This window comes from Burkholderia sp. AW49-1, from assembly GCF_053427845.1.
This window is the reverse complement of sequence record NZ_JBSAXF010000008.1, coordinates 209,660-229,102: the sequence shown is the minus strand read 5'-3', so window position 1 is coordinate 229,102 and position 19,443 is coordinate 209,660. Positions and strand designations below refer to the sequence as shown.

The window sequence follows — 19,443 nt, the reverse complement described above, 5'->3', positions numbered from 1 at the left end:
CGAGTACGAGAGACTGGCCTAGACCGTTGGCACCAACGCACCGCACCCTCGACCGGAGTTCACCATGATCGGTTTCACCCCCCTGAACAAAGCCGGCGTCGGTCCGAAAGGCCAGAACGTCATGCAGTACCTGAAAAACACGGAGTATTACCGCAACGCCGACGGCGAGATGGAGAGCCCGACGCGATGGGTCGGCGGCGGCCCGGAGTCGCTGGGCTTGGCCGGCAAGGTCGATTTTTCGGCGCTCGACAAACTCGCCGCCGGCCGAGCGCCGGACGGCACGTCGCTGGTGCAGCAGGCCGGTGCGGACCACGTGATCGGCTACGACCTCACGTTCAGCCCGGACAAAACGTTCTCGATCGTTTGGGCGCAGGCCAACGACGCCGAGCGGGCCGACCTGCTCGCCGCGCACCGGGCCGCGGTCGATAAAGGATTGGAGTATTTGAAGGAAAACCTGGAGGTGCGCACGGGCGCGCAGGGCCGGGATCGGCAGAAATGCACCGAACTCTTCGCCGCCGGGTTCACCCATTTCACAAATCGAAATCTGGACCCACAGGTGCACGAGCACCTGTTGTTGCTGAACATCACGCGCGCCGAGGACGGCAAGACGCGCACGCTGAACACCGCCGACCTGGCGCAGCACCGGTTCGTGATGGACGCGGTGTACAAAGGCACGCTCGCGCACGAACTGCAACAACGCGGTTTTGCGATCCGCCAAGAGGTCGAGGTCCACCTGCACAACAAGCGCGAGACCGAAAACGTCTACTACAAGATCGACGGTATCACGCAAGCGGCCGAGGACGCGGAGTCCAGCCGCCGCATCGAACTGCTGAAATACGCGGCCGAACACAACGTATCGAACCAGCAGGCCGCGCTCGCCACCCGCAAGGACAAGGACGAGCCGACGTTCGCCGAACTCGACGCCATGTGGCGCCAATCGCTCGCCCCGCTGCGCGCGGACGGCCTACTGCCGACCAACGACCAGTTGAAGCAGCAGCTGCAGCACGACCTGGTGATGCGCGACGACCACACCTTGCTGCAGAAACTGCACAAGACCAACGCGAACGTGAGCCGGCGCGACATCATGGCGCTGATCGCGGCCGAGGCCGGCCCGGCGTTCGCGGGCGACCTGCACAAACTCGACGGCATGGTGGACGGGTTCATGCAGCGCAACGGGTTCGTGCAGAAACCGGCGAACCATCGCGGCCAGATCATGTACACGAGCACGTGGATGATCCAGAAGGAGCGCAGCCTGCGCGACATCGACCTGCAACTGCGTGCGAACACCGCCCACAACCTCTCGCCGGAGGTCGTGCGGCAGGCGCTCGCGGACTATGAGCAGCGCAAGACCGCCGAGTTTCAAGCCACCATGTCGCCGGAGAAGTTGAAGGCCGGTCTGGCGAAGGTCGCCGAGGCCGAGGACAACCTGGCGAAGGCTCTCACGCCGGGCGACCGGGCGCTCGCCGAGAAGGCGCTGGGCATCGCGCAACGCAAGGCCGGCATCGCACGCTTGACCGACGAGCAGCGGCGCAACATCGAGTACGCCACCCTGCACACCGGTGGCGTGGCAAACCTGGTCGGCCGCGCCGGCACCGGGAAAACCTTCACCGCGCAAGCGTTCGTGGACGCATACCGCTCGCAGGGTTACGAGGTGATCGGCGTTTCCGGCGGCTGGAAAGCCAGCAAGAAACTCGAGTCCGAGGTCGATGGCATGGAAGCCCGGGCGCTCGCGTCGATCCTTGCCCGGCTCGACGCAGGTACGCTCAAACTGAACGCTAAAAGCCTGGTGATCCTTGACGAGGCCGGTATGGTCGGCACCATCGACCGGCAACGTCTCGAACAACACGTCGCCGCCGCGGGCGGCAAGATCATCGCCACCGGCGACCCGCGCCAGTTGCAATCGCCGAGTGCGGGCGAGTCGTACCGCGTCTCGATCGACGCCGTGGGCAAGATCGAGATGACCGACGTGCAGCGCCAGAAATCCGCGGAGCACCGCCAGACCGTGGCAATGCTGTACGCCGCCGACAACGGCCTGGAAACGTTCAAGCGCATGAAGGCCCACGATCACATCGTGGACGTATCCGTGACCGAGAAAGACCGGGAGTACGGCCGGACGCGCTTCGTGGTGCAGGAACGGATCGCGAAGGACTGGGGCGAGAGCCTGGCGGCGAGCAAGGAGGCCGACCCGAGCAAGCGGCTCAAGAGCCACATGGTGATCGCAACGCTCAACGAGGACGTGCGCGGGCTCAACGAGGCCATGCGCAAGGTGGCGCGTGAGCAAAACCTGCTCACCGGCAACGACGTAACCCTGTCCGTCGTTCCGAAGGCCAGCAAGACCGGCATCGCGGTACAGAAGAACTTCGCGGTGGGCGAGCGTATCCAGTTCATCGACAACCACGATGACCTGGCCGCGGCCAAGAAGTCGCTGCGCATCCTGAACGCCAACATCAACAAGGCGAAGCGCGGCGAGACCGTCACCGATTTCAAGACCGGGGTGACGTTGACGCTCGCCGATCTGCAAGCCCGTTTGCCCGACGTGCAGCGCACGGCCCGGCTGGCCCCGCTGGGCGTGAGCAACGGCACGAACGCGATCATCGAGCGCATCGTGGACCAAGGCAACGGCCACCACACGATCCACGCAACGATTCTGGACGACGTGGTGAAGGACGCGAAGGGCCGGCAGCAGAACGGCCGGCGCATCTCGTGGAGCACCGCCGACTTGAACGCGTTCGACCACGCGTGGGCGATCACCAATCATGGCGGACAAGGCCAAGGCGAGGAGCAGGTGTTCGTGATGGCCAGCCCGACCGACACGAACGACTCGATCCTGGTCCAGTTCACACGCGAGAAGGACATGGTGAGGTTCTACGGGACCACCGAGGACTTCGAGGGCTTTCCGAAAGCCCTTGAGACGTTGACCGTGAAGGGCAACGCGACCGACGACTTGCCCGAGCACCTGCGCGACGACCACGAGAAGGTGCGTTACGCCAAGATCGAGGCCGAGGCCGCCGTGAAGCGCCAGGCACTCGCTGCAACCGCCCGCGAACAACTCACCGGCATGGGCCTCACCGCCGACGCAACGGCGCACGACCGCCGGGCCGACGTGGTGGCCGCGATGGCAAGCGAGCACGCCGCACGCGTGCGCGAACACCCGGAGCAGCCGACCGTCACCGCCGCGGTAAATCCTCGCGACGTGCCCGCGCTCAACGAGGCCATCCGCACCGTACTGCGCGCGGACGGTTCGATCACCGGCGACGACGTGACGCTCAAGGTCGCACGCGGCGGCGACTTCAACCCGCCGTCGTTCCGGCCCGAGCCCGATGCGCGCGTGGCGAAGAACGAGGACGGCGATCGGTACTACCGCGGCGTGCTTTTGGAAACCGGCACCGGCCTGGTCGATCCGAACGACCCGACGAGCCGTTCGCCTTACGCCATCGTCCGCACCCGAGACGGCCACGAGCATCAGGTGTTCGGCGTGGACGTTGTGCCCGGGCTCGAGCGCGCGGGCGTGACGCCGGGCGACACCATCGAACTGCGGCGCACCGGCGAGCAGCCGGTCGCGATCACCGACCGCAAGACCGGCGAGGCAAAGACCGTCATGCGCAACGGTTGGGAAGCCGTCCCGCACGATTTCGCGACCCATGAGCAGGCGCAGCGCGAGACGTACAGCGTCGAGGTGCAACGGCAGCGCGACGCGGCCGAGGCACCGACAACCACCGCCGACCTCAACCTAGCGGCCGGCGACGTGGTGACGTTCGGCAGCCGGGGCGCGGCGCTGTACCACGGCATCACCGACCCGAGCGCACGGCTCACCATCACGGCGGTGGACGGCACCGACCCGGCCAACCCCAAGGCCACGGCCCACTGGAACGGGCAAGACTTCACGCTCACCAACGGCGACCAGATCGAGCACGCGCACGCGGTACCGGTTTGGAAAGCCGCGCGCGATGCGAAAGCGCAGGACGGCCCGACGCCGTTCGTGCAGGTCATGGCGAGCAGCGCGGAGCCGGAGACCGAACCGGACCCGAGCCAGCCGGCGCGCGACCTGATCGACCCGCAAGCGTTGCGCGACCTGAACGCCAAGGCCGGCACGTTGCACGTTCACGGCACCGCCCAGTCGTTCCGGGCCACCGCCCGCGCCCACGCCGACCACCTGGGCCAGCGCGATCAACTCACCGAGCGCGCGGACGACGCCGTACGTTCGATCAACCGGAGCAGCACGATGCAGATCAACGAGAAACCCGACGACGCCGTGAAGGCGCTGGCGCACGCGTTCGTCGCCAGCGACACGCCCGAGCAGGACCGCCGCGCCGTGGGCGGCACGCCGCACGACGTGGCCCGGCTCACGGACGCGATCCGCGACGCCAAGCGCGAAGCCGGCCAGATCACCGGCGACGATCACGCGGTGCGCGTGCGGGCCGGCACGACCAGCATCGAGATGCCCGTGGCCGCGGGCGATCGGATGGTGCTGCGCAACCACAAAAACCTCTCGCTCGCCTTGCCCGTCCGGCTCGAGGAACCGATGGCGGCCACGCTGCACCTGAACGCCGTGGCCCGCGGCGGGGACGGTGTGCTGCGCGCGACCGCCACCGTCGAAAGCCCCAACGAGCACGACCGACAGAACGTGACGCTCGACGAGGACAACCTAAAACGGTTCCGCCATGCTTACGCGACGACGCAGAAAGACGCGGCTGAGCGCCCGCGCCCGCATGTGTTCGCGCTCGTGGGCGAGCGGGACGCACCGGCCCGTGTGGTCGATGCGTTGAAGCCGGCCGGCCAGGCCGAGGTGTTCACCACGCCCAAGGCCGCCGAACGCTTGATCACCCACGTCGAAACCGCCGCACGGCAGGACGCGAAGGCGGTACAAGACAAGGCGCAGACCGCCGAGCGCGCAGCGGCCGGTCGGGACGCGGTCCAGGGCATGATCGAGCAGCGGGAGGCGGCCAAGCAGCAGGCGATCGAGGCGAAGCAGCAGGCCGAGGGGAAAAGAAAGGCGCAACAATGGACCCGGGCCAAGGTGCCGCAACGGGGCGGAGGCATCAGCCTGTAAATGACGACGGGGCGGTTAGGCCCCGTTTCTCTACCATCATTTTCGTGCTTTCTGCTCGGCGTCTAGCAGCGCGTCCTCAAGAACTTGCGTTATTGGGACGTCGCATCCTCGCATTGAATCGGTGGGACGCTCCAAATAAGTTTCGACCGCGTGCCCGGCGGCTCGAAGTGCCTTCATAACCGCATCAAGCTCTTTCAAGCATGGCACGACGCCCAAACGCCGATACCCCCTTTCCGCCTGTCGCATGCTCATCGCCATACGATTTTGCCAGGCGGTGCATAGTATGAATGCTTCACCAGGTTTTGTAGCAGCGCGCGCGCACTCCAATGCCTCTCTGACGTCTCGAAGGAAAAAATGCACGCTGCTTTCCGCGGATGTGGTCGTAGAGATCATGCCTTGGAGGATATTAATGTGTCTTGCTGCCTCCTCAGTACATTGCCGCATTTCGCCCAGGTCCTCCTCGCTGACGGGCCGATTGTTCATATTTACCATGCGAATGGCGTTACGGAGCAATGCGGCCACTCGAGGAAAGTGTTCGCGGCAACGAGCGAACATCGTGAACTCGCCTTGCGAAATGGCAATCCTTTCCAACTGACAGGGCGCCTGTTCGATTGCGTGCTCTTGGGACGAATAAAAGGACTCTGCGGACTGGACGTCATCGATCGCCACCCTCAGTTTATCGAGAGGTGTCATTTCGCCTGGATGTAACACGATATCGCACAGATTGACAACGCCGCCGTAGGCATTGCGAAACCGCAGCACTGCTTCTTGAAATATTTCGTTCGGATCGATGGCTTCCGTCTTAGTTTGAATGACCACTGGCAGCGCTCCGTGTTCACTTATGAAGTCGATCACGGCACGCAAATATTCCGTCAGACTTAAACCTGATTTGGCGGCGACATTTTCCGCTATCGCCTTTCCCTCATCAGGAACGCGTATGTTGATTTGAGCCACATGCCCCCCTACGTTGGCAGATGCGTATACATTGCCTATCGCACGAGAAAGGCACTGTATAGCAAAGAAGATATTTGATAGCATTTTGCTACAAAGTAGCAAAGTCGTCAATGGCCGACGTGGCAAGGAACTCGGAGCCGCGTTGAGCCCGAGCGGCCGTACGTCGTTGTATGCTGACGCTCCCGCGCACCACCATCATTAAGACCATGTTTCACGACAAAATGAACATCGGCGGGAAGGATGTCTACGTCGTCGAGTCGCACCAAGCCGTCCTGGAATCATGGGCGGAGGTTCGCCGTGGCCTGCCGGCGGCACCAGCGCTCCTGACGCTCGACCACCACACCGACACGCGCCCGCCTTTCCTGGGCTACCGTTTCCGCGAGGCGGGAGAAGGTCTGGGCGCCACGGGCAAAGCTTTGATGGACGCCTTGTTGCCAAGCTTGCTTGACAATCTCGACTACAAGAACGAGAAATCCGTTCTGAACGCCATTTTCATGCTGAGGAACGACGAGCACATCACGACCGCCATCGAGGCTGGGATCGTGTCGCGCGCCTTCGTGATCAACCACACGTCGAGCAGGGTGGACCACCTTAAGATCTACGCCACCGCAGCGGCTTGCAGCGTGGAATGCCAGAAGTTGGACCACAGCGATTGCCAGGCGAAGCACTCGGCCCAAATGCTCGAATCGGTTTACCTTGATCGCGCACTGCTCGACCTCAACACTAAAGCGCAGCTCGATGGCGCTCCAGAGGTTGAGGCGGAGCCTTACGTCCTCGACATCGACCTCGACTATTTCCACGCCGAGGCGTCGATCGAACCGGCGGACACGGCGACGTTTTACCGCCTAGTGAAGAACGCAGTCGCCGTTACCATCGCGAAGGAGTCCACGTACGTGCTGTCATGCCGCGACGACGGGTCCACCGTTTCCGCCGCGACGCTTCTAGAAGGCATGAAGCAACACATCGGAGCCGCGATGGCGTGAGCATCGTCGGCATCCGTTCCACTCTTCATGCGATGGGTAGGTCGCCCAGCCAAGGCAATGGCGATTGCCGGGCAACGCTGATAGAAATGGCTTCGAGCCGGACCGGCGGTAGAATGCTGCGATCCAAAACGGTGCGACGACAATACGGAACGGGAGAATGGGCATGGCGGCGAAACAGTACGCGGTCGAGGTCCAGTCGGATTTTCTCGAGAAGATCACACGGGCGAAGCCCGTTCCAGCCCTCTCCGAACTTATCTGGAACTCTTTCGACGCCGACGCGAAAAACGTAGAGGTATCGTTCGAATACAACGACCTCGACGCGCTCGACACGATCGTCGTGAAAGACGACGGCGTGGGCCTTCCATGGTCAGACGCGGAAGGCTGCTTTACTTCGCTCGGCGGCTCGTGGAAGAAATCCAAATCGCAGACCGCCTTGGGCCGGTTTCTGCACGGGCAGGAGGGGCGCGGGCGGTTCAAGGCATTCGCCCTCGGCCGGGTCGCCGAATGGGAGGTCGTCTACCGGCGCGACGACAAGCTCTGGACGTACACCATTCGCATGTCGGCGATCGACATCCGTCACGTCAACATCAGCGACGAGACAGAGGTAAAGGGCGCTGCGACCACCGGTACGACGCTGACCATTGCCGAACCCATTAAGGATTTTCGCACCTTCACGACCGAAGACGGGCGTCAAGAACTGACCGAGGTCTTTGCGCTCTACCTGGCCGATTACGAAGATGCGAGGATTGTGCTCGACGGTACGGCTATTGATCCTGGTTCCGCGATCGCGGGCCGCAAGTTCTTCAACCTCGCTGATCTGGTGATCGACAATAAGCACCACCGAGCGCGCTTGGAGGTGGTCGAGTGGAAGACGAACGGCAACCGTGCGCTGTACCTTTGCAACGAGCAGCGCTTTCCGCTGTTGCAGGTCGATCGCCGCTTCCACATCCTTGGGCAGTTCCAGTTTTCCGGCTACATCGCGTCGCCCTACCTCGATTTGGCACAGAAAGAAGGCACCGTTGATCTGGCCGAGATGCAGCCGGGCGTCCTCGCGGCGATCAGCGAGGCGCAGCAAGTCATCAAGGATCATTTCCGCGCGCGCGCAGCCGAGCAGGCACGTACGGTCGTGGAAGAGTGGAAGGATCAAGAGGTTTACCCGTTCAGCGGTGAGCCCGTGACTCCGGTCGAAAAGGTCGAGCGCCAGGTGTTCGACATCGTGGCGGTCAATGTCGCTCGCCATCTGCCGGATTTCAGCGCAAGCCAGCCGAAGAATCGAAAGTTCCAACTGCGGATGCTGCGCCAGGCGATCGAGCGTAGCCCGGAGGACTTGCAAGTCATCTTGGATGAAGTGTTGAATCTGCCCAAAAAGCAGAGGGAAGAACTGGCCCAACTGCTCCGGGACACGACCTTGCCGGCGATCATCGGCGCTGCGAAGATCGTATCCGACCGGTTGAAGTTCCTGACCGGGTTGGAAGCGGTGCTGTTTGATCCGGAACCCAAAAAGCGGTTGAAGGAGCGTTCGCAGTTGCACCGGATCATCGCGCAGAACTGCTGGCTGTTCGGTGAAGAGTTCGGCCTGTCGGTGGACGACCGATCGTTGACCGAGGTGTTGATCGCTCACAAGAAGATGCTCGATCCCGACATCGTCATCGACGCGCCGGTCAAGCACATTTCGCAGACGCGCGGCATCGTGGACTTGATGCTATCGAAAGCCACGAAGAGGCACGTCGTCAAGTTGACCCACTTGGTCGTCGAACTGAAAGCACCCAAGGTGCCTGTAGCGGCGGCGGAGGTCACGCAGATCGAGAGCTATGCGTTCTCGGTGATGAACGATCCACGATTCAAGCAGGTGGACACAACCTGGGTCTTTTGGGTCATCAGCGACGAGCTTGCGCCGTACACCGAGCATCGCGTGCAGGACGACGCCGGCCTGATTCATACGAAAGGTAACCTGTCGATCTACGCAAAAACGTGGGGACAGGTGATCGAAGAAAACCGGGCGAGGTTGAAGTTTTTCCAGGACAAACTTGAGGTGCAGGTCGATCGCGACGCGTCGCTGAAATACCTGCAAGAGCGCTACGCGGCATACCTCGAAGGCGTGTTTGAAGAGGAAGAGACCGATGCGAACAAGGAGGCCGAGGTTGAAGTTGAGGCTGACGCGGAAGGCTCTGCGTCAGCCTGATCCAACACGGCGTATGCGTGCCTTCCGCTGGGCATCGGCCTCATTGAGCAGAGTCAGCGATTTTGGGATACGTCGCGAGGCCGATGAGGTACACACACCGCTCAACTGCTAGACGAACCTTTGAGCATCAGCCCGTTCTTGTCGGTTGTGTGCGTGTAATCAACCGGGCCTCGCGGGGCAATAGCAAAGTGTTCGCCCGCGAACTGAATACGTTTCTCCTCGTCCCATTCAAGGTCGTTGAGTTTCAGCGTTCCCTTGGTTTCACGTACAAGATAGAGTCGCTGGACGCCACCATCCTCATACACGATCGCCCAATCCGGCGAGTATTCGCCGACCGGCGTTTTAACCTTGAACCGACGCGGCAGCTTCGTAAAGAGTTTGATGTGCTCCCGGTCGTTCGATAACTGCTCTGCAAACGTGCGTTCGACATGACTGTCGTAATCGACGTGATCGAAAAGATTCGCGTCGTCATCCTTGGCTTCGATAACGCCACTTTGCGGATCGGCGTCCCCTGGCTGTGGCTTCGGCGGATTTTTCGACTCGACTTCGAGAAACACCACCTCGGCATCCCACCACGTGGCCTCGTCCATTGGTTCGTACGTGATGTTCTTCACCATCTGCTCGATGGCCTCGATCCGAATGGCGGTGGCAACGATCCGAGCCCACCGGTCGGGGTCGTCCAGCACATGACGTTTGTGTTCGTCAGGGATGGCACGAACGATGTCGCCGACGGTTCGTCGAGTCAGTTGCAGCGGAAACTTGCCGTATTGAAGTTGATCCTCGATCAGTTGGATCACGTCGGGAAGGCGCTGCCCTGCGATCAGGATGCGCTCCCCTCGCGATTCTGCGACAGCCGAATCGGCCGTCGTAACCCGTCCCGTCTCGTCGTAGACCAAATCCGCCGATTGCACGACGTTCGCGCGGCGCTGAATAAACTTCAACTCGTTCAGATGCTTGGACGCCCCGACAACCTGGGCCAAGGTGGATGGGTCGACCGTGACCCGATAGCGAGCCTTATAGCGGATACGGTTCCAAAGTTCGGCGAACTCGGGGCTCTTGAAAAGAGCGGGCCGGCGACGAATGATGATCTCATTGTCGGCGTTCTCCACGGATGGTCCCGACGAGCCACCACCTCCGTCTGCGGTTGCGTACTCCTCGTTCAGCTTGTCCCGGAACTCGGTGAACGACTCATCGACGATCAAGGTTAAGCGATTGATCGACGGGTCCATGACCCGATTTCCCGATTGATTGACGGGTAGCCGCAACCCGCGGCCAATCTGCTGCCGACGTTCCAGATCGGAACGCGAGTGCCGCAGGAAACCCACCTGGAACACGTTCGGGTTGTCCCAGCCTTCTTTCAGCGCCGAATGTGAGAAGATGAACGAACGCGGATTGTCCCGATCCAGGATCAACTCTTTGTTAGCAATGATTTCCTGATAGGCGCGAGCCTCAAACTCAGCGTCGCTCGCACGGCCAGACGTGTCCTTGAGGATGCCCGTTTTGGTGGACGGGAAGTACGCGACCCGCAGTTCTTTAGGGTTCGGCATCTCATCGACAGGCTTGCCTGAACGCGCCCATTCCTCACGGTACAACTCGTCGAACATCGCCGGAAGTACCGCCTCTTCGCCAACGTAATCCGCCACATGTTGGACGAAAAACAGCGACAACACTTTGACGTCGTGCCCCATCGTGTCGATTTGCGACTGGCGATTTAGATGTTGGCGGATCGTGTGGCGAACTTGATCTCGCCAAATCGCAAGATTGTCAACGCCGACTTCCTCATCAACCTTGATGGTCAGACCGTTTTCGAAGATCACGCGATCTGGCTTCCGTTCAAGGCTCTCGACGACCATGCCGCGGTATTGCGCAAGCTCTCCTGATTCATCGAACAGGTCCGTACCTGGAGACAACACGATGTCGACTCGCTCTGCCCCATTGCTGGACGCACGGTCGATGATGGCCTCCGCCATCAGCCGTCTCTTTTGGCTGCGCACCTTGGTGATTCGCACATACGCCTGACCGTTTTCGCCTGCGACGATCCCTTTGACCGACACACGTTTGACCAGTCCCGCTTCCGCCGCCTCTTTCGGGCCAAGACGGTGCACCAGGTTGAACGGTTCCGTATGGGTCGCGCTGTAACGCAACGCCACCAGCGGGTTGAGTGTGGCGATGGCTTTGCGACGCAGCGGCGTTGCCATGTTCTGCGGTTCGTCGATCAAAACGACCGGGCGAGCCCTGGCGATTTGCTGCGCGCCGCTGGACGAGTCACCCCACAGTTGGGGTTGCTCGGCGGTCGAGTACAGTGTGTTCGTTTCGGGCTTGTCCAGCGCTTGAACGCTCGCGATCAAGAACTGGACCGTACCCGATGGCTCCGAGAAATCGGACAAGGCCGAGTTTTCGCCCAGAGTGCCCCATTTGTAGGGAACGCCGGGGTATTTCAGCCGGAAATGCTCCTCGGTTTGCTCGAACGTCTTCACCACACCGGCACGAATAGCGATGGAATGAACGACGATCACAAACTTGCGAAGGCCGTAGAGTTCTGCCAGACGAAGAGCGGTCGATATGTAGACGTACGTCTTGCCGGTGCCCGTCTCCATTTCGACCGAAAAGTTTGGGAACTCCCGGTCAATATCTTGGAGATCGGTCTCGGCAAGAAGGGCAAGTTCGTGCTGTTCGTTAACGGACTCACGCTTGCTAACGGCAGCAAGATTTGCGGTGAGGATTTGCCGATCGAGCGCAAAGCCTGCATGACCGTCCGCGCCTGGGGCTTGTCCAGCCAGCGTCTCACGTGGTGGTACCAGTGCTCCCTCAAAAAGATCAACGACAGAGGATACCGCGGCCGACTGGTGGGGCTGATCATCAAAGCGAAACTTCACGCGGCACCCGTTCCAAGAGAATCAGTTTCGACCGCAGACGCGGGGCAAGGGTAAGCGTCACCGAGTCTTCGATCTTGTCACCACGTAGGATGAGCGTATCGCTGTCGGTGAGCCCGAGTTTGTCGGCAGTCGTCAGCGTAAAGGCGTCGAGGGAAATGAGAAGACGGCCAGCGGTGGACTCGCCATTGGCAGGCGTGAACTCGTACACGGACACTCCGTCAATCGTGTGCGCGATCTCGCGCGCGTCGAGGCGGGTGTCCGTCGATTTCAGAGCGATTTCCCAGGCGACCGCTCCGGGTTTTGCGCCTTTTGCGACGGGCGATCCCGCAGCATGGTTCAACACGTGGTCGAGATACATCTGCCCAGTCAAATCGGGCGTCGCCACGATCGGCTTTTCGACGACCAAGTTGGTCGGACGAGCGCGGAAAACGCGAAAGCCGAGCGCAGCCTCGCTGGCGGCATCTGAAAGCGACGCAGCGACGCGTCGTAGGCGTTCGGCCGTGATCTCGAAAATGGTTTCGTAGCCAGCCTCAAGCGCGTTTTTCCCTGACTCTTCTTCCGAGTTCGGCAGTTCCGGCGCCTGCACGAGTACCCAGTGACGAACTTTACCGTCCTTGGGGTTCTGTTCCCAAACGGCTTGTCCGGTCGAGCCCGAACCCGCGAAGAAGTCGAGGATCAGATCGCCGTCATCCGTGATGGCATGGAACAGGCGCGCAAGAACCTCCGCGCTCTTGGGATCGTCGAAAACTTTGCCGCCCATCAAGGTGTTTAGAGCCGACGACGCACCGCTTCGGTCTTTTGAGAAAGTGGAGGGGGGTGCCCACTCTTCCTGATCATGGAGATACTTTTTGATGCGAATACGCGTTGCGCGCCCCTTTGGATAGAGGAGCTTGCCGTCGACATCCAGTTTCTCCATTGTGGCGAGTTCATATCGCCAGCCGTTTTCGGGCGGAGGGTAGCCTTTGAAATCGTAAACCAGGTTTTCGCGGTAGTTCGGGCTTGAACTATTGTCCGAGGTCCAGACACCTCCAGCATCAATGTGGTCATAGTGGGAGTGCTGCTTTGCTGGATTACCTTCCGGCAAAGCGTCGAACCAGGCACGCAGCTCTACCTTCGCCCCTTCAAAATCTTCACCGTGTTTTTCCAGGAGTTCGCGCTCCTTGGCATAGACGTCCTCAAGCCCCGTTTTGCGTTCACGCCAACGAACATCGTTGGCCTTGAGAAACGACTTATCTCTCGCGTAGACGAGAATGTAGTCCTGCCCCCCAGCGGTCAGTTTGGCATCGCCCTTTCGACCGCCTTGCCAAGTCATCATGTCCACGAAGTTCTCGGCGCCGAACGTTGCGTCGAGCAGCAGGCGCAGATGATGGACCTCGTTGTTGTCGATGGAGATGAGAATCACCCCGTCACGGCGTAGCAGATGGCGAGCGAGGACCAAGCGCGGGAACATCATCGTCAACCATGGGGAATGCTTGCGACCGCCTGTCTCGATCCGGCTGGTCATTGCATTCCCTTGCTCGTCCACCTGCCCAGTCTCCCGGAGGTATTGCGATTCGGGAACTGCGAAATCGTCGTTGTAGGTGAACGTGTCGCCGGTGTTGTAGGGCGGGTCGATATAGACGAGCTTAACCTTACGGCTATAGCCGTTCTTCAGCAGCTTCAGGACTTGCAGGTTATCGCCTTCGATCAGCACGTCCTTTGCGGACGTCCAGTTGACCGAGGCAGCCACATCGGGCGCAAGGGTGGCGGTCGTCGGGGTGCGTGCATGCTCTCGAGCTATCTCGATGCCCGGCCACGTGAATGCAAAGGCGGAGGCCGACTTGTCGCCAAGGCCGAGCGCATCCAGCAAGGCGTTTTTGTCCAGATCCCCATCAAGAAAGGCGCTGGGAAGTAGGTCTCGGAGTTGTGAAAGCAGTTCCGCTTTCCCGTCCGAGATCTCGTTCGAATAGTGAGAGTATGGTTCGGTCACGTTTTTCTGTTCAACAGGGATGCTATGGGAGGCACCCCAAAAAAGATGCGGTCGCTTGGATTGCGGCACAGTTTGTTAGCCGGTTTTATGGCGAATGCCGTCACCGACAGATGATTTGCCATGGTACCAGCCGCAATCGACGGAAAGTCGGTGCCGTGCTGGTCCCGGTTCTTACGACACCTGGCCGCTCACAAACGCCCGTTCGTCGCCGAGTTTGTAGTGCACCACACCGTTCGGGCCGAACGGTGCAGACCACGCCGGGCCACGCCCATCCTTACGATCGACCGACAGTTGTTGGGCCGACCGGCCCAGCAGTTTCCCAACCTGATCGGTGACCAACATCAAGTCGTCCGGGCCGTTCGTCAGCAGTTCGTTCACATTCAGATCGTTGGTCATGGGCTGCCCATTTTTGGTGTATTTAGGGCGTGCTGCGCCTGCGGTCGTACGGCGGAAGATCGGGCATCGCTTCGTCGGTCGCATCGCCCAGCGTGCCGGCTTCGTGCGCCTGGCGTAGCCGAACTTGCTCGGCCCACCACGCATCGAGCGCAGTGAGGAACAGTTGTGTGTAACCGATACCGAGTTTGCGCAGCCGTTCGGCCCGTGCCGCGTTCGTCGGGCGCCCGCCCACCGACATCACTTTACCGGCTCGCACCTGCCGAACCTGAACCGGCAGCGGCTCGTCGCGCGGCGGCGCAGGCTCCTCGCGCCCCATCCCGTCGATGATCTCGGCGACGACCGCGACCGAGAAGACCCGGTTTTTCCCGATTTTCCCGCTCGGGAACGGGAACGTACCCCGTGCGATCTGGTTGCGCACCGACTGCACCGACCACCCGTCCCGCAGGTTCAGCGCTTCGCCCAGCGCTTCGATGAGTTGCGGGATCGTGAGCACCGGGGACGTACCCGCTACCCTCTCCAGTTTTTCCAGCGTCGTTGCCATGCTTTGTTGCTCCGTCGTATGGCAACGATTGTACCGCCCTGCCCGGCCGGCATGGTCCGAGGCCCGCCCGATGGGCGTTTCAGCGCGGAAGGCTGGGGAAAATCTGGGGAAAATGGTCCGTGTTTTTGCGTGTTTTGAAGTGTTGCAACGTGTTGATCAAAACCGGCCACACAAAAGGAAAAAGCCTTGATTTACAAGGCTTTTTCGGGTGTTACTTGGTGGAGCGGAGGAGGATCGAACTCCCGACCTTCGCATTGCGAACGCGACGCTCTCCCAGCTGAGCTACCGCCCCAACAGTCGACCATCATACACACGCATTTCCACGCTTGGCAATAGGGGATCCGTCACCCCCGGCGCGTCACTTTGACGGCGCGCCCGCCAGGACCCATTCGACCACGGAGCGCAGATCCGCGTCGCTCATGCGCGGATGCGCCGGCATCGGAATCGCGCCCCAGACGCCGGAGCCGCCGTCCTTCACCTTCTTCGACAACTTCGCGACGGCTTGCGGATCGGACTTGTAGCGGGCGGCGATGTCCTTGAACGACGGACCGACGAGCTTGCGGTCCACCGCGTGACAGCCCATGCACGCGTTGCCGCGCGCGACCTTGAGGCCGTCGCCGATGTCCGCCTGCGCCGTGCCGAGCACACCGGCCGCGAGCGCCGCGGCCGCGGCGCCCTGCACCATCCATTGCCTGATCTTCATCTGCGTCGACTTCATTGCGGCGTTGCCTTCGGATTGCCCGGGTGCACGCTCGACGAATTCGAGATCGGCGCCGGCGGTTGCAGCGGCGTGGACTGGACCGACGCATCGGGCACCGCGCCGACGGTCGCAGCATCCGCGGGCGCGGCGGCGGCCTGCGCGCCGGACGCCCCGCTCGGCGACGCGGCCTGCAACGCCTGCGCGTCCTGCGGCTGGATGTACTGGAACACCTTCACGACCTTCTCGACGCCCGGCACCTGGCTGGCCGCATCGGCGCCGCGATTGCCTTCGTCGACCGTCACGAGCCCCATCAGGTAGACGTTGCCGCGCTCGCTGACGACCTTGTAGTAGTTCGCCGACAGCCCCTTCGTCGCGATCAGCTCGGACTTCACGCGCCCTTCGAGGTACGAGTCGTTCGCGCGCGACGACAGCGACGACGACGGCTCGACCGACAGCTCGTTGACGATGCCGTTCACATTGTTGATGCCGCGCACGATTTCCTCGGCGCGCTGCTTCGACGCGTTGTTCGGCACTTCGCCCGTCAGCAGCACGCGACGGTTGAACACCGTCACGTTCACGTGCGACTGGTCCGGCAGCCCGTTATTGATCTGCGAGAGCGACTTGACCTGGATCTCGCGATCCTCCGTCTGCGCGCCGAGCGTGCGGCGATCGGTCGCGATCAGCGCGCCACCGCCGGCCGCCGCACCCAGCACGCCGAGCACGCAGCCCTGCAGCGACATCGCGAGGCCCGCCGTCAGCGCGGCGAGCAACGTGGTTCTGACGAGCGTCTGTTTGACGCGGCTTTGATTCATCGACGGCTCTCCTTCGTTCAATCCTCACCCAGCAGCATCGCGTCGATGCCGTCGCACAGGCAGTGGATGGTCAGCAGATGGACTTCGTGGACGCGCGCCGCACGTGAGGCGGGCACGCTGATCGGAATATCGGTGTCGGACAGCGCGGCGGCCACGGCATGGCCGTCGCCGCCCGTCAGCGCGACGACGGTCATCTCGCGTTCGTGCGCCTCGTCGATCGCGGCCAGCACGCGCGGCGACGCGCCGCTCGCGTCGAGCACCAGCAGGATGTCGCCGGTCTGCCCGAGCACACGCACCTGCTGCGCGAACAGCTGATCGGCGGCGGCTGCCCCCGTGAGGCCGCCCTGCGACGCGTCGGTGGCCAGCGCGATCGCGGGCAGGCCCGGACGCTCGCGCTCGAAGCCGCCAACGAGCGACACGGCGAGGTAATGCGCTGCGGCGGCCGACGGGCCATCCCCGCATGCGACGATCTTGTTGCCGTTCGCCAGCGCGGCGAACATCGCGTCGACCGCGGCTGCGATCGGCAGCGACAGCGCATCGGCCGCTTCGGCGTGAAGCGCGGCGCTGTCGCGGAAATGTTGCTGAATACGTTCGACTGACATCGATTCCTGGTGAACTGGGCGCGCATGGCACGCAGCGCGCAACGTCATGGGTGCGGCGAGTTTACCGCACTCCGGCACCCTCTCCGGCGGTATGACAAGAACTCTTTACATCTCGTCACAGCTCGCGGCTATGCATCATCGGCACGAAATGCATCGCGCAGCCACTCGAGCCGACCGGCCTCGAACGCGACGACGTCGAAACGGCATGCGGCCCCCGCGCCGTGCCGCGCCCAGAAATGGAGCGCGGCCGCGACCAGACGCCGCCGCTTGCGCAAGCCGACGCTCGCCGCCGCGCCGCCATGCCGGGCGCTGCGCCGCGCGCGCACCTCGACGAACACGAGCGTGCCGTCGGGCGTGCGCATCACGAGGTCGAGCTCGCCGCCGCGCACCGTCACGTTCGCCGCGACGAACGCGAGGCCGCGACGCTCCAGGAACTGCCGCGCGCGCTGCTCGAACGTCGCGCCAATCGATCTGGATCGCGCCGTGCCGGAAAAGTTGCCGCCGACGGTCGGCAAACCGCGCTCGTTGCCCGGCGCGGCCGGCGCCGCGTGGCACAATGCCGTCCTTGTTCCGCTTGCGCCGCGAATGCGCGCATTGCCTGCCATGACTGCCCTCCTCGAACTCGCGCAAACCCAGCACTACCCGGACGCCGCGCTCTACGTGGTCGCGACGCCGATCGGCAACACCGCCGACATCACGCTGCGCGCGCTGCACGTGCTCGGCCTCGCCGACCGCATCGCGGCCGAAGACACCCGCAACACGGGCCAGCTGCTGGCCCGCTACGGCATCTCGAAGCCGCTCGTCGCCGTGCACGAGCACAACGAGCGCGAAGCCGCGCTGCGCGTGATCGGGCTGCTGCGCGCCGGCGAACGCGTCGCGTACGTGTCGGACGCCGGCACGCCCGGCATTTCGGACCCCGGCGCCCGGCTCGTCGACGCCGTGCGCGCGGCCGGCTTCCCGGTGATTCCGCTGCCGGGCGCGAGCGCGGCCGTGACCGCGCTGAGCGTGGCCGGCGACTGGGCCGGCGCGTTCACGTTCGCGGGCTTCCTGCCGCCGAAGCCGAAGCAGCGTGCGAGCGCGCTGCAGGCGCTCGTGCGGCACCCGTACGCGCTGGTGTTCTACGAAGCGCCGCACCGGATCGCGGACACCGTCGCCGCCCTCGCCGACGCGTTCGGCCCGGCGCGCCGGCTGCTGATCGCACGCGAACTCACCAAGCTACACGAGCAGCTGTTCCAGGGCACCCTGGCCGAAGGACAGAGCTGGCTCGCCGGCGATGCGAACCGCCAGCGCGGCGAGTTCGTCCTGGTGGTCGAAGGCGCGCCGGCCGACGTCGGCGAAGCCGACGACACCGCGCACGACGCTCTGCTCAAGCTGCTGCTGGAAGAAGTGCCGGTGAAGAGCGCGGCGAAGCTCGCGGCCGCGCTGACGGGCGCATCGCGCAACGCGCTGTATGCGCGCGCCCTGGCGCTGAAGGAAGGCTGACGTGCGAGCGCGGGCGGCATCCGCCGCCCGGCACGCGGAAACGAAAAAGGGCTGCCCGAGGGCAGCCCTTTTGCATGAGCGGACGAACTGCCGCGTTACTTCGACGACAGCGACGCGAACATTTCGTCGCGCGCCTCGCGCGCTTCCTGCGGCGACAGCCCTTCGATCTTCACGCGGCCCGTGCCGGCATGCACGAGGCCGATCATCTTGGCGGCGGCGTACGACAGGTCGAGCACGCGGCCACGCTTGTACGGCCCGCGATCGTTGACCTTCACGACGACCCACTTGCCGCTCGACGGATTCGTCACCTTGATGTACGACGACAGCGGCAGCGTGCGGTGCGCGGCGGTCAGCGCGTTCATGTTGAAACGCTCGCCGTTCGCGGTGCGGCGGCCGTGGAAATCCCGGCCATACCACGATGCCCGGCCCGTCTGGCGGAAGTCGGACACGTCCTTGCCGTCGATCGGCTCGGCGTCCGCCAGCGACGACTTCTTCGCGTCCTTGCTGTCGGCAGCCGGCATCGATGCCAGCGCGGAATCGAAATTCAGTTGCTGCTTGTCGTCATCCGCTTTCGCGGCAGCGGCCGTCTTGCTGACCGCGTTCTTCTGGTTGGCGCTGCTGGTGGTCTGGCTGGGTGGCACCGCACAGCCCGTCAGCGCAAAAAATAATGCAATGGTCCCGAATCGAGTCGGAAATCGAAAGTTCATCGACGTGTCGCCTTCTGGTTCGGGCCGCACCGATACAACGCTGCTCAACAACGCAGATACGCGGCCCGGACGGCAAATGCGTGCACGCCCCGCTCGGCTACGCGAGCAGGCGGCTAGCATGGGCGCGGCTTTCGTCTCTGCCGCAACCGTCCTGATTAGTTTTCACGTCTGGCGCAACCTGTCCCCGGC

Annotated in this window: 14 protein-coding genes and 1 tRNA gene; 4 read left to right on the top strand and 11 right to left on the bottom strand. The window is 62.8% G+C overall.

Features of this window, described 5'->3' with window-relative positions; genetic code table 11:
• Positions 1–64: 64 nt before the first annotated feature.
• On the top strand, positions 65–5,050 hold the full coding sequence (gene mobF / locus ACV22W_RS15530; protein ID WP_448020262.1) for a MobF family relaxase: 4,986 nt from the start codon (positions 65–67) through the stop codon (positions 5,048–5,050).
• A gap of 36 nt (positions 5,051–5,086) precedes the next feature.
• Here the strand turns inward: mobF and ACV22W_RS15525 are convergent, their stop codons facing one another.
• A complete protein-coding gene (locus ACV22W_RS15525; RefSeq protein WP_448020261.1) occupies positions 5,087–6,004 on the bottom strand; it encodes a hypothetical protein in 918 nt (305 codons plus the stop codon).
• A 170-nt stretch (positions 6,005–6,174) separates the two neighbouring features.
• Here ACV22W_RS15525 and ACV22W_RS15520 point away from each other — a divergent pair, with 170 nt between their 5' ends.
• Complete coding sequence (locus tag ACV22W_RS15520) at positions 6,175–6,987, top strand: UPF0489 family protein (RefSeq protein WP_448020259.1); 813 nt, start codon at positions 6,175–6,177, stop codon at positions 6,985–6,987.
• A gap of 163 nt (positions 6,988–7,150) precedes the next feature.
• Positions 7,151–9,169 carry an ATP-binding protein gene (locus tag ACV22W_RS15515; RefSeq protein WP_448020257.1) on the top strand — a complete coding sequence of 673 codons (2,019 nt, stop codon included), beginning with the start codon at positions 7,151–7,153 and terminating at the stop codon, positions 9,167–9,169.
• A gap of 101 nt (positions 9,170–9,270) precedes the next feature.
• On the opposite strand, the gene ACV22W_RS15510 is transcribed toward ACV22W_RS15515, so the two are convergent.
• From ACV22W_RS15510 to ACV22W_RS15470, 9 genes are all read right to left on the bottom strand, one after another.
• Positions 9,271–12,045: a restriction endonuclease gene (locus ACV22W_RS15510; RefSeq protein WP_448020255.1), complete on the bottom strand. Its 2,775-nt coding sequence runs from the start codon at positions 12,043–12,045 to the stop codon at positions 9,271–9,273.
• On the bottom strand, positions 12,029–14,014 hold the full coding sequence (locus tag ACV22W_RS15505) for a site-specific DNA-methyltransferase (RefSeq protein WP_448020253.1): 1,986 nt from the start codon (positions 14,012–14,014) through the stop codon (positions 12,029–12,031). The genes ACV22W_RS15510 and ACV22W_RS15505 overlap by 17 nt, the downstream gene beginning before the upstream one ends.
• Before the next feature lie 171 nt (positions 14,015–14,185).
• Positions 14,186–14,410 carry a hypothetical protein gene (locus ACV22W_RS15500; protein WP_448020251.1) on the bottom strand — a complete coding sequence of 75 codons (225 nt, stop codon included), beginning with the start codon at positions 14,408–14,410 and terminating at the stop codon, positions 14,186–14,188.
• Positions 14,411–14,432: 22 nt separating this feature from the next.
• Entirely contained in the window at positions 14,433–14,951 is a 519-nt protein-coding gene (locus tag ACV22W_RS15495) for a hypothetical protein (protein ID WP_448020250.1), read from the bottom strand.
• Between the two features lie 216 nt (positions 14,952–15,167).
• A tRNA-Ala gene (locus ACV22W_RS15490) sits at positions 15,168–15,243 on the bottom strand.
• 66 nt (positions 15,244–15,309) lie between these two features.
• A complete protein-coding gene (locus ACV22W_RS15485) occupies positions 15,310–15,669 on the bottom strand; it encodes a c-type cytochrome (RefSeq protein ID WP_448020248.1) in 360 nt (119 codons plus the stop codon).
• Positions 15,666–16,463 carry a BON domain-containing protein gene (locus ACV22W_RS15480; RefSeq protein ID WP_059601873.1) on the bottom strand — a complete coding sequence of 266 codons (798 nt, stop codon included), beginning with the start codon at positions 16,461–16,463 and terminating at the stop codon, positions 15,666–15,668. The genes ACV22W_RS15485 and ACV22W_RS15480 overlap by 4 nt, the downstream gene beginning before the upstream one ends.
• 17 nt (positions 16,464–16,480) lie before the next feature.
• On the bottom strand, positions 16,481–17,065 hold the full coding sequence (locus ACV22W_RS15475; RefSeq protein ID WP_059691549.1) for an SIS domain-containing protein: 585 nt from the start codon (positions 17,063–17,065) through the stop codon (positions 16,481–16,483).
• Between the two features lie 128 nt (positions 17,066–17,193).
• Positions 17,194–17,622 carry a YraN family protein gene (locus ACV22W_RS15470; protein WP_448020344.1) on the bottom strand — a complete coding sequence of 143 codons (429 nt, stop codon included), beginning with the start codon at positions 17,620–17,622 and terminating at the stop codon, positions 17,194–17,196.
• Between the two features lie 46 nt (positions 17,623–17,668).
• Here ACV22W_RS15470 and rsmI point away from each other — a divergent pair, with 46 nt between their 5' ends.
• Complete coding sequence (gene rsmI / locus ACV22W_RS15465) at positions 17,669–18,547, top strand: 16S rRNA (cytidine(1402)-2'-O)-methyltransferase (RefSeq protein WP_448020246.1); 879 nt, start codon at positions 17,669–17,671, stop codon at positions 18,545–18,547.
• 95 nt (positions 18,548–18,642) lie between these two features.
• On the opposite strand, the gene ACV22W_RS15460 is transcribed toward rsmI, so the two are convergent.
• Positions 18,643–19,254 carry a septal ring lytic transglycosylase RlpA family protein gene (locus ACV22W_RS15460; RefSeq protein ID WP_059691546.1) on the bottom strand — a complete coding sequence of 204 codons (612 nt, stop codon included), beginning with the start codon at positions 19,252–19,254 and terminating at the stop codon, positions 18,643–18,645.
• Positions 19,255–19,443: the final 189 nt, after the last annotated feature.

Excerpts from the sequence above, each read along its gene's own strand:
- mobF (WP_448020262.1), top strand. The coding sequence starts at position 65 with ATGATCGGTTTCACCCCCCTGAACAAAGCCGGCGTCGGTCCGAAAGGC.
- ACV22W_RS15520 (WP_448020259.1), top strand. The coding sequence starts at position 6,175 with ATGCTGACGCTCCCGCGCACCACCATCATTAAGACCATGTTTCACGAC.
- ACV22W_RS15515 (WP_448020257.1), top strand. The coding sequence starts at position 7,151 with ATGGCGGCGAAACAGTACGCGGTCGAGGTCCAGTCGGATTTTCTCGAG.
- ACV22W_RS15500 (WP_448020251.1), bottom strand. The coding sequence starts at position 14,410 with ATGACCAACGATCTGAATGTGAACGAACTGCTGACGAACGGCCCGGAC.
- ACV22W_RS15495 (WP_448020250.1), bottom strand. The coding sequence starts at position 14,951 with ATGGCAACGACGCTGGAAAAACTGGAGAGGGTAGCGGGTACGTCCCCG.
- ACV22W_RS15485 (WP_448020248.1), bottom strand. The coding sequence starts at position 15,669 with ATGAAGTCGACGCAGATGAAGATCAGGCAATGGATGGTGCAGGGCGCC.
- ACV22W_RS15480 (WP_059601873.1), bottom strand. The coding sequence starts at position 16,463 with ATGAATCAAAGCCGCGTCAAACAGACGCTCGTCAGAACCACGTTGCTC.
- ACV22W_RS15475 (WP_059691549.1), bottom strand. The coding sequence starts at position 17,065 with ATGTCAGTCGAACGTATTCAGCAACATTTCCGCGACAGCGCCGCGCTT.
- rsmI (WP_448020246.1), top strand. The coding sequence starts at position 17,669 with ATGACTGCCCTCCTCGAACTCGCGCAAACCCAGCACTACCCGGACGCC.
- ACV22W_RS15460 (WP_059691546.1), bottom strand. The coding sequence starts at position 19,254 with ATGAACTTTCGATTTCCGACTCGATTCGGGACCATTGCATTATTTTTT.